We start from the raw sequence: 9,427 nt of genomic DNA on the forward strand, positions 1-9,427 counted from the left end.
CAGAGTACTCATAGCGACTCAAGGTTCAGTTCCAATAATGACCGCATTTTGACTCATTCCTTCTTCTCAGATCTCATTTGATTAGATTTTCTCTCTATCACTGACTTATGGGTAAGAGATAGGTCTTTAGGCGCGGGAGGATGTCACTCAGGCTGAATTCTCAAGGTCAGTAGTTTGGACGAATTATCGCGTTCAAACACTCAAAGCGACCGCGCTCGTCAACACAGAGACTCAGGCTGTCCTTGACGTTCATTGCATGACCGAGAAAACGCACGACACACGGCTCGGCTGGCAGGTCGCCTGCCGCAACGCAGGCGACCTGTCCAGCCTCGCCGCTGACAAAGGCTACGACTGGATGGAGTTACGCGAGAAACTCCGTGAAGAGGACGTGAGACCGCTGATTAAACATCGCATCTTCCGGCCCATCGACCACGCGCATAACGCGCGGGTCGATGGGCCTCGCTACCGCCAACGATCGATGTGTGAGACCGTCTTCTCGGCGATTAAGAGCACGCACGGCGTCGCCGTGCACGCTCGCACCTGGTACCGAGAATTTCGTGAACTCGTCGTGAAATGTGTCGTTCACAACATCAAGCGAGCCGTGATCCAGTGAAATCAAGCGCTGTATGGCGATTCACCAGAGCCGAAACCAGGCAAACGAGTGAGCCGCCCGGAGTTCACGTCGTGGAGCATGGTCTACGACAAGCGCAGTGCGACCTTCTACCGCGACCGTGTTTCCCTCTCGACCGTCAACGGACGTGTCGAGTGCGACTTTGACCTTCCGGCGAGTAGTCCGACGCCCTACGAACGATACGTTCTCCCGGAAGACTACGAGTTCCGGGCGAGCACGCTTCAATACGACAAAGCTACCGACGAGTTCTACTTCCACATCACAACCCGGAAGCACGACAGTGGATGGTGAAGACGACGAGTCTGAGGTTTCGGCAGATACCGTGCACCAAATAGTCCTCGGTATCGACCTCGGCGTCAACAGTCTCGCGGTAGCTTCGACGGGAACGTTTTGGCAGGGCGACGAGTACGACCACTGGTGCCGTGAGTGCGAGAAGCGGCGTGGTGAGGGACAACAGCGCGGGACGCAAGCCGCGTACAACGTGCTCCTTCGCCTCGGAAAACGCGAAGAAGCATGGCGCAAACAGTTCATCCCCACCGTCGCCAACGAAATCGTCTCGGAAGCCGTCGAACACAACCGCAACGTAATCGTGTTCGAAGACTTGACAGACATTCGAGAGCGGCTTCCGCAGGCGAAGTGGCACCACATCTGGGCGTTCCGACGGCTCTACGAGTACGTCAATTACAAGGGCCCGGAACGCGGTGTCGAAGCGAAACAGGTCGCACCGAACCACACGTCTCAACGCTGTTCTCGGACGGATTGTGGATTCACACACGAAGACAACCGCGACGGTGAACACTTCCATTGTTTGAAGTGCGGCTATGAAGTGAATGCGGACTACAACGCGGCGAAAAACATCGGGCTCCGGTCTGCTCGAAAGCGACACCACAGACTCCGTTCCTCGCCCAAGCCGGGGAGCGTAGACGCACCAGTAGACGCGCGTGTGAATGGTGGGATGGTGAACGCCAAGAGTCACCGGCCGATTGCTGGTGACTGATTGCCGGGAGTCCACATCAAAGCCCCACCCTCCGGGAGCGAGCGGGGGATCCCGTGAGCGAGCAGGGTGGGGTAGTTTACATGCGAGAGGGATAGGTCAGTCGTCTGCCGGTGCCGACTCGGTGTCGTCGCTCGTAGTGGCTTCGCCCTTTCGACGTTCGCCTGCCAACTCCTCGTAGGGATCGTACCCCTCGGCGCTCTCGTAGAGATGGCAGGCGATGGCTTGCTCTCCGTTGACGTCCGCCTTCTGTTCCAACGGCGGGACGACTTTGTCGCAGACGTCGCCGATGTGCTTTGGACAGCGGGCCTTGAACCGACAGCCAGTCGGAATGTCGATAACGTCACCTACTTCGCCCTGTAGCTCGACTCGCTCACGTCCCACGTCCGGGTCGGGAACGGGAACCGCATTAATGAGTGCCTGCGTGTAGGGATGTTGGGGATTCTCGATTACCTGGTCCGTCGGCCCCTTCTCGACGATTTTGCCCATGTACATAATGGCGAGGCGGTCGCACATATGCCGGAGCAACGAGAGGTCGTGACTGATGTAGACGACCGAAAGTCCGAACTCGTCGGTCATCCGTTCCAGCAGCGACAGTACTCCGGCTCGAAGACTAACGTCCAGCATCGACACCGGTTCGTCCGCGACGATGAAATCGGGATCAAGCACAAGTGCACGCGCGATGGCGACGCGTTGGCGCTGACCTCCGGACAGCTCGTGTGGGTACTGATCGAAGTACTGCTCGGCCGGAAGGAGTTCCGCGAACTCCAGTGCGCGCTGGACCCGCGCAGTCTCGTTGCGAATGTCGTGGATTCGAAGCGGTTCGGCCACGATGTCGTACACCGTCATCCGGGGATTCAGGCTCTCGAACGGGTCCTGAAATATCATCTGCGCGTTCTGCCGGAACTTTTGGAGTTCGGCGTCGCTGGCCTTCGAAAGCTCCTTGTCGTTGTAGACGATGTCGCCGTCGGTCGGTTCATGGAGCTTCACCAGCGACATTCCCGTTGTGGTCTTGCCGCAGCCGGACTCGCCTGCCAGCCCGAGAGTTTCGCCCGCGTGAAGATCGAAACTGACGCCGTCGACGGCGTGGACGTATTCCGGTTCTCCACCGGAGACAGACTGCATTAGACTTGCTATCCACCCCTGATCGACCTTGAAGTGTTTCTTGAGATTGTCGACTTCGAGGAGTACGTCGCTCATCTTAATCACCTCCGACGTCTTGGGCTGCAGCGGTCTGGTTCCACGTTCGTGCGTTGTCGGCGTACGGCCGCAGTTCCGCATCGATCTCGTCGGCATAATGGCAGTACGACCGCAGGCTGTTGATGTACTGTGCTTCAGGTTCCTCCTCGCGACACCGGTCGGTCGCCATCGGACATCGCTCGGCGAATCGGCAGCCCTGAGGCGGGTCCACCAGTTCGGGTGGATACCCCGCTATGGACAGTAGGTCCTGGTCACTCATCCGGATGTTCGGGAACGCCCGTTTCAGGCCGATCGTGTAGGGGTGATACGGTTGTTCGAATATCTCTTCGACCGGTCCCTCTTCCGCTACTTTCCCGGCATACATCACGAGGACACGATCGCATGTCTCAGCGACGACACTCACGTCGTGGGTGATGACCAGCATTGAGGAGTTGATCTCCTGTTGGATCGAGCTGATGCGTTTGAGGATCTGATCCTGCATGATGACATCAAGCGCTGTAGTCGGCTCATCGGCCAACATCAGCGACGGTTCGAGCACGAGCGCCATCGCGATCATGGCGCGCTGCCGCATCCCGCCGGAGAACTGATGGGGATAATCGTCGGCGCGATCTGGGTCCAGTCCTACGAGTTCGAACATCTCGGTCACCAGCTTGTCGGCCTCAACACGGCCCGTGCCTGGTCGATGAGTCTCGACTGCCTCGACTATCTGTTCACGGATGGTGTACACTGGGTCCAACGAATTCATCGCCGACTGAGCGATCATCGATATCTCCTCCCACTTGAGGCGACGGCGCTCGGGAACTGTCATTCCAGTTATATCATCGCCCTTGAAATCAATGCTGCCGTGGTTGACGTATCCGGCGTCGGGGAGGATGCCGATTATCGCCTTAGCGAGTGTGGTCTTACCACAACCCGACTCGCCGACGATCCCGAGGTTCTCGCCCTCTTCGAGTTCGAATGACACGCCGTCGACCGCCTGTGCGGGACCTTCTTCGGTTTCGTAGTAGACTTCGAGGTCTTTGACTTCGAGTAGACTCATTGTAACTTGGGGTTGGTAATTTCTTCGTAGCCGCGGCCGATGAGGAAGCCGCTGATCACGAGTAGCCCGATGCAGATGCCCGGCGGTACGAACCACCACCACGCACCGAACTGGAGTGCTGAGTACGCTCGCGATGCCTGGAGCATCGTACCCCACGAGACGGTGTTCGGATCGCCGAGGCCGATGAACGAGACACCCGCCTCGGCCAGGATGGCCCACGCGATGCCGAACGAACCGTACAGGAATGTTAGTGGCAGGACATTGGGTGCGAGATGCCGACTGATGATGTGCCAGTCGCCTGCACCGGCGACCTCTGCGGCCTTTACGAACGGCCGCTCGCGGAGTGAGAGTGCCTGCGACCGGATGACGCGAGCGGTCGAACGCCACTGAAGGATGATCAGCGCGAGGATGATGTTCCAGAGGCTCGGGCCTAGCACTGCGACGAGGACGATAACGGTCGGCAACAACGGCATTCCGTACAGAAAGTCGACCAGCCGCATCAGCGCGTCGTCGACTTTTCCGCCATAATAGCCTGCGACAAGGCCGACGAGTGTTCCAATGCCGGCGGTGAACACTGCTGCGATGAGCCCGACCATCAGCGCTGCACGCGTACCGTAGATGAGTTGGCTGAAGATGTCGAACCCTTCTGCGGTCGTCCCGAGGATGTAGGAGTTGTCGGCGCCGAGAAGCGATGGTTTCGCCCACTTCTCGATGAGTATCCCGGCGTCACCCTGATACTGGCGTTTAAGTGGTTGGTGGGTCGCGATGTACGGCGCAAAGATTCCAATGAGTACGAACGCTGCCACGGTTATCAGAGAGAGCTTGACCGAGAGTTCGCTGGTCAATTTTCCCCAGTGTTCGCGAAGCGTCTCACGCCAGAGACGGGCTGTCCGTTGCCACTTGTTGATCTCCTTATCGGACGTGCTGTCGTCGAGGTCAGTGAATATTGACCGACTGGTGTGTTCTTCTTGTGCCATTGTTCTAATCGTAAGTGACCCGTGGGTCGAGATACCCGTACGCTAAGTCGGCAATGAAGTTCAGGGTGATGATGGTTGTAGCGAGGACCATAAACGTTCCCTGCGCGACGGGGAAGTCCCGCCGGAGCACTGCTCGCACCATCTCCCGACCGAGACCTGGCCACGCGAACACCGTCTCTATGAGGACGCTCCCGCCGACGGCGTAGCCGAGGGCGATGGCCGCCGCCGTGACGATGGGCAGCAGCGCGTTCCGAGCGGCGTGTTTGAACATTATCGTCCGTTCTTTCAGTCCTTTCGCGCGGCAGACGTCGATGAAGTCCTCCGAGAGTACTTCGAGCATGCTGGACCGCATGATGAGCAGTGGGTATCCCATGAAGTAGAAGCCCAGCACCAGTGCCGGAGCGAGGAGGTGATGCAGGAAGTCTAGGGTGAACACCATCTGCCAGAATCCTGTGCTTTGGGTCCCGAGGCTAGTCATACCGCTCATCGGGATGATGCCAAGATTCGCACCGAAAATCCACAGGACGATAAGTCCGACGTAGAATGTGGGAACGCTCCGAGCGGTCAGTGCGACGATGACTGCATTTTTCTCGAACCGGGAGCCACGGTACCAGCCCGATAATACACCGAGCGTGATACCGATAACGTACGCCGAGATGAACGCCGTCAGCATGAGTACGAGCGTGTTTGGCAGGTAGGTCGCAATGACGTCCGTGACTGGTCGGTTCGAGTGAAACGATTGGCCGAAATCCAGCATCAGCAAGTTCTCGAGGAACTTGATATACTGTATGTGCAGCGGTTGATCGAGGCCGTAGCTTGCAATGATTTTTTGACGCGCTTCCTGGGTCATTTGTGAGGAAACCACGTACGACGTTGGATCCCCTGGCATGAGCCGAAATAGGCCGAATAGCACTGTTCCGACTGCCCAGAGTGTCACGACAAGTTGGAGTGTGCGTCTGATAACGAAACTCGTTTTTCCCATATTATTGTGTGTATTTGTTTACGGTTTATTTACGTGAAATTCCGCACCGAAGTTGGCTCGTCCGGCTCAGTTGCCGCTCGGCGCTTGAAGCATGTCGTTGCTATCCCACGTGTAACCGGCCTCCTTGAGTCGTTTTCGGGCAGCCTTTTTGCTCTCTTTATACTTGGTAACATCATCGGTGTGGAGTTCACCGAACGCTGACGAGATGACGTTGCTGCCGGGGTCCGGGAAGCCGAACAGAATCTGTTTGACGATGGGCGTCCGAGGGATGGTCTCGACGAGCGCCTTCCGCAACTGCACGTCGTCGAGACCCTTTTTACGCTCGTTCGGCGTGAACATCCAAAACGTCGGCGCGGTCTGGAACGTCGTGCCGATGTTCTTGTGATTCTGGTTCTGGTCGAGACTACGGTCGATACGGCCGAACGGCTCGTAGTTGAGGTCGCCTTTCTTAAGGTTCTGCCATACTGTCGACGCTTCGGGGATAACGCGCCAGAACCGTTTCTTGAAGGAGACAGGAGCGAAGTGTTTGTTGAACTTCTTCATTCCGAACTCGCTGCCTTTTTCCCAGTAGTCGAACATCATTGGACCGCTACCGACCGGTTTCTGGATGTTTGCCTTACTCGGGTTTTTCCTGTCGGCCCATTTATGTTCGGGGATGATGGGGATGAGGTTCGCGACCGCGAGGTTGAACGGCCCCAGCGGTTTGGACATATTGATTCGAACTGTTGACTCGTCAACAGCTTTGGCATCCTTAAGATACTCTACCTGCGTCGAATACAGCGGTACCTCGTTCTCGATGATGTAGTTGTACGTGAACGCGACGTCCTTGGCGGTGAGGTCCTCGCCGTCGTGCCACGAGTGGTCGGTGCGGATGGTGTATTCCATCGTGGTGTCATTGACTCGGTTCCAGTCCGTAGCGAGGCTGACATTGGGGTCTGGTTCGGCTTTGTTGTTGAGCTGAACTAGGAAGTCGTACATCATATTGAACTGGTAGACGTGCTTGCTCTCGTCGTTGTGACCGAGCACGTTCATCGTCGAAAGCGTCTCGGGCCAGTAGCCCTTGAGGGTGTCCTCGCCGCCCTTCATCTCCAGGTTTATCATCGTCCAGTAGGAGTTGAATCCGTTCGCGAGGTCCGCTTGCCAGTTGCCCACCTGATTTTTGTTGTAGATAGCCGCCTGTGGCATTTGCGTGATTGGCATCGTCGGCACTTCGTCCATCAGTGTCTTCTGTATCTGGTGGGCCAAGTCGATTCGCTTGTCGGATTTCGGTTCGGCCAGGTAGTTCTTCATTTTCTTGTCGAGGTCAGAGTTCTTGTAGCCGGAGTAGTTACCCTGCCCCGGGCCGGTGTTTTTAGAGTTGAATAGGTTGTTCAGCTCAGTCACCGGTTCTGAGACGAAGAACGTGTGCCATGTTGCGAAACTGTAGTTGTACTCTTCGGATACGCGGCTGTACAAAGTACCCCATTCGAGCACGTCGACGTTCATGTCTAGTCCAAGATCGCTGAACTGTTTCGCGATGAGATTTATCGCGTCATGTCTTGGTGGGTTGTAGCTTTGGGAGTTGTTGACGTAGGTGTAGGTCGAGAGGCCTTTACCTGCGCTCGCATTGTTATTCCCATTCCCGGAGCCGTCGGACGCATTCCCGTCGTTATCTTTATTGTTACCAGAACAACCTGCTAAGGTCGTCATACCTGCAACACCGCCTGCAGTCACTGCTTTTAGAAAATTTCTCCGTTCCACCTGGTTGTGATCCTCTGCCATGGTCATTAGTATCCATACTCACACTATAAATATCTTTCTGACCGTTCTGATTTTTGGGCAACAGAGGGGGTAGTATGCGCTCAGAGCAGCAGTATCCATTATATTTATATCAAATTCGTCGGTTTTTATCGTAGATCGTAATCGGCATCCGCAGAAAATCAGAAGACTATTGTGAAACGACACCACACCACACTCCGATGACGAAACTACCGGATGAAGTCGTGGGTAGCGCTTACCGAAGTACAGTTGGGTGGGAACTTCTAGCCGAGCTAGAAGATTTGAACGACCGAATGCCAGGGCACGAGGGCGAACGATTCGGTGCGGAACGCGTAGCCGAGACGTTCAAAACGGTCGGACTGGAGAATGTATCGTTGAACCCATTCCCCATCCCTGTGTGGTGGCGGGGCGATGCAAGCCTCACCGTTACGCACGGTGACCAAGAATCAACGTTCGATCGGTCGCACGAACTCGTTGAGTTGCCAGGAACGCCATCGGGCGAGGTAACAGGTGAACTCGTAGACATGGGATACGGTCTCCCCGAGGATTTTGAGAACGTGGACCTCACGGGCAACATCGTAATGGCGTCCAGTCTCACACCCGACGACTACGGACGGTGGGTCCACCGATCGGAGAAGTACCACTACGCCGCCGAATCCGGTGCTGCGGCGTTCATCTTCTACAACCACATCGAGGGTGCGCTTCCACCGACCGGAAACATCGGAATCGTGAACGGACCGGGGACGATTCCGGCTATCGGTGCGAGTAAAGAAATCGGCACGCGACTACAACGCTACTGCGACGACGACTCCGTCATAGCCGACCTCTCGGTCGAGTCGGAAGTCGGCCGCGGCACCTCACACAACGTCGAAGGAACCATCGGCCCTGACACAGACGAGGAAGTGTTGTTCACGGCGCACGTTGACGGACACGATGTAGGGACGGCCGCGAACGACAACGGGTTCGGAACCGCCATGGTCGTCGAAGTTGGAAAGATGCTCGCGCAGATCGCAAATGAGTTAGAGACGAAAGTTCGTCTCATTGTCTTCGGAGCCGAAGAAACTGGTCTGTACGGGTCGTACTACTGGAGTCACACTCACGACTTGGACGACGTGAAATGCATCGTCAACGTCGACGGCGCGGGCTACTCACGGAACCTCGAAATTCACAGCCACGGCTTCGAGACGATAGCCGACGCATTCGGCGACGTCAGCGAGGAATACAAGATTCCTGTCCACACCGAGGAAGGGATTCGCCCAAATAGCGACCACTGGCCGTTCGTTCAACGTGGCGTCGCTGGAGTCCAAGGTCGGTCCTCCTCGAGTGGAAGCGGGCGCGGATGGGGCCACACTCACGGCGACACCCTCGACAAACTCGACGTGCGCGACCTGCGGGACATGTCGATTCTCTGCGCGGCGGGCGTCGCGCGACTTGCCCGGTGCGACGTCGAAATCAGTCACGTCGACGATGAGAAGATACGGCAGGCCTGTCTGAACGAGGGTTTCGACGTGGGGATGAAGGCGACAGATTCGTGGCCGTGGGGAGAACCGAAAGATTGGCCCTGGGCAGACGAACTGTAAACTTCATTCTCAATCCATTCAGCACGTTCTCGAAGAACTCGCTGAAACGTTCACCGGCTGGTTCAGCAAACGTCGGAACGGCGACGACCGTGCCCGACCGCCCGGCTACCGCAAACGCGGTGACACCGACCCTCGTTCAACTGCGTCGGAGCGTGTCATAGAATCCATCTCATAGCTTTTCGCAGCCCGGGTCGTTTCCTCGCTCGTAGTTGGTGATTGCAACCACGAGTCGGAGACAGAGCGCAACGAACACTTCTGTTCGTGCG

6 protein-coding genes and 3 pseudogenes are annotated in these 9,427 nt (G+C 56.7%); 4 read left to right on the forward strand and 5 right to left on the reverse strand.

Going from position 1 to position 9,427, the window contains the following annotated elements:
• Nucleotides 1-178: 178 nt before the first annotated feature.
• Nucleotides 179-613, forward strand: a pseudogene (locus tag ACR3FF_RS23620) (transposase); the annotation flags it as partial.
• A gap of 33 nt (nt 614-646) precedes the next feature.
• Nucleotides 647-1,628, forward strand: a pseudogene (locus ACR3FF_RS23625) (RNA-guided endonuclease InsQ/TnpB family protein); the annotation flags it as partial.
• A gap of 96 nt (nt 1,629-1,724) precedes the next feature.
• Here the strand turns inward: ACR3FF_RS23625 and ACR3FF_RS23630 are convergent.
• From ACR3FF_RS23630 to ACR3FF_RS23650, 5 genes are all read right to left on the reverse strand, one after another.
• A complete protein-coding gene (locus tag ACR3FF_RS23630; protein WP_458190583.1) occupies nt 1,725-2,825 on the reverse strand; it encodes an ABC transporter ATP-binding protein in 1,101 nt (366 codons plus the stop codon).
• 1 nt (nt 2,826) lies between these two features.
• Entirely contained in the window at nt 2,827-3,864 is a 1,038-nt protein-coding gene (locus tag ACR3FF_RS23635) for an ABC transporter ATP-binding protein (protein ID WP_458190584.1), read from the reverse strand.
• Nucleotides 3,861-4,841: an ABC transporter permease gene (locus ACR3FF_RS23640; RefSeq protein WP_458190585.1), complete on the reverse strand. Its 981-nt coding sequence runs from the start codon at nt 4,839-4,841 to the stop codon at nt 3,861-3,863. Before ACR3FF_RS23640 ends, ACR3FF_RS23635 begins: the two co-directional genes overlap by 4 nt.
• Before the next feature lie 4 nt (nt 4,842-4,845).
• Nucleotides 4,846-5,823 carry an ABC transporter permease gene (locus tag ACR3FF_RS23645; RefSeq protein ID WP_458190586.1) on the reverse strand — a complete coding sequence of 326 codons (978 nt, stop codon included), beginning with the start codon at nt 5,821-5,823 and terminating at the stop codon, nt 4,846-4,848.
• Nucleotides 5,824-5,889: 66 nt separating this feature from the next.
• Entirely contained in the window at nt 5,890-7,590 is a 1,701-nt protein-coding gene (locus ACR3FF_RS23650; protein WP_458190587.1) for an ABC transporter substrate-binding protein, read from the reverse strand.
• Nucleotides 7,591-7,781: 191 nt separating this feature from the next.
• Between ACR3FF_RS23650 and ACR3FF_RS23655 the strand changes: the two genes are divergently transcribed.
• A complete protein-coding gene (locus ACR3FF_RS23655; RefSeq protein WP_458190588.1) occupies nt 7,782-9,161 on the forward strand; it encodes a M28 family peptidase in 1,380 nt (459 codons plus the stop codon).
• A 1-nt stretch (nt 9,162) separates the two neighbouring features.
• Nucleotides 9,163-9,309: pseudogene (locus ACR3FF_RS23660) on the forward strand (RNA-guided endonuclease InsQ/TnpB family protein); the annotation flags it as partial.
• Nucleotides 9,310-9,427 lie beyond the last annotated feature (118 nt).

This window comes from Haladaptatus ordinarius (assembly GCF_054177595.1).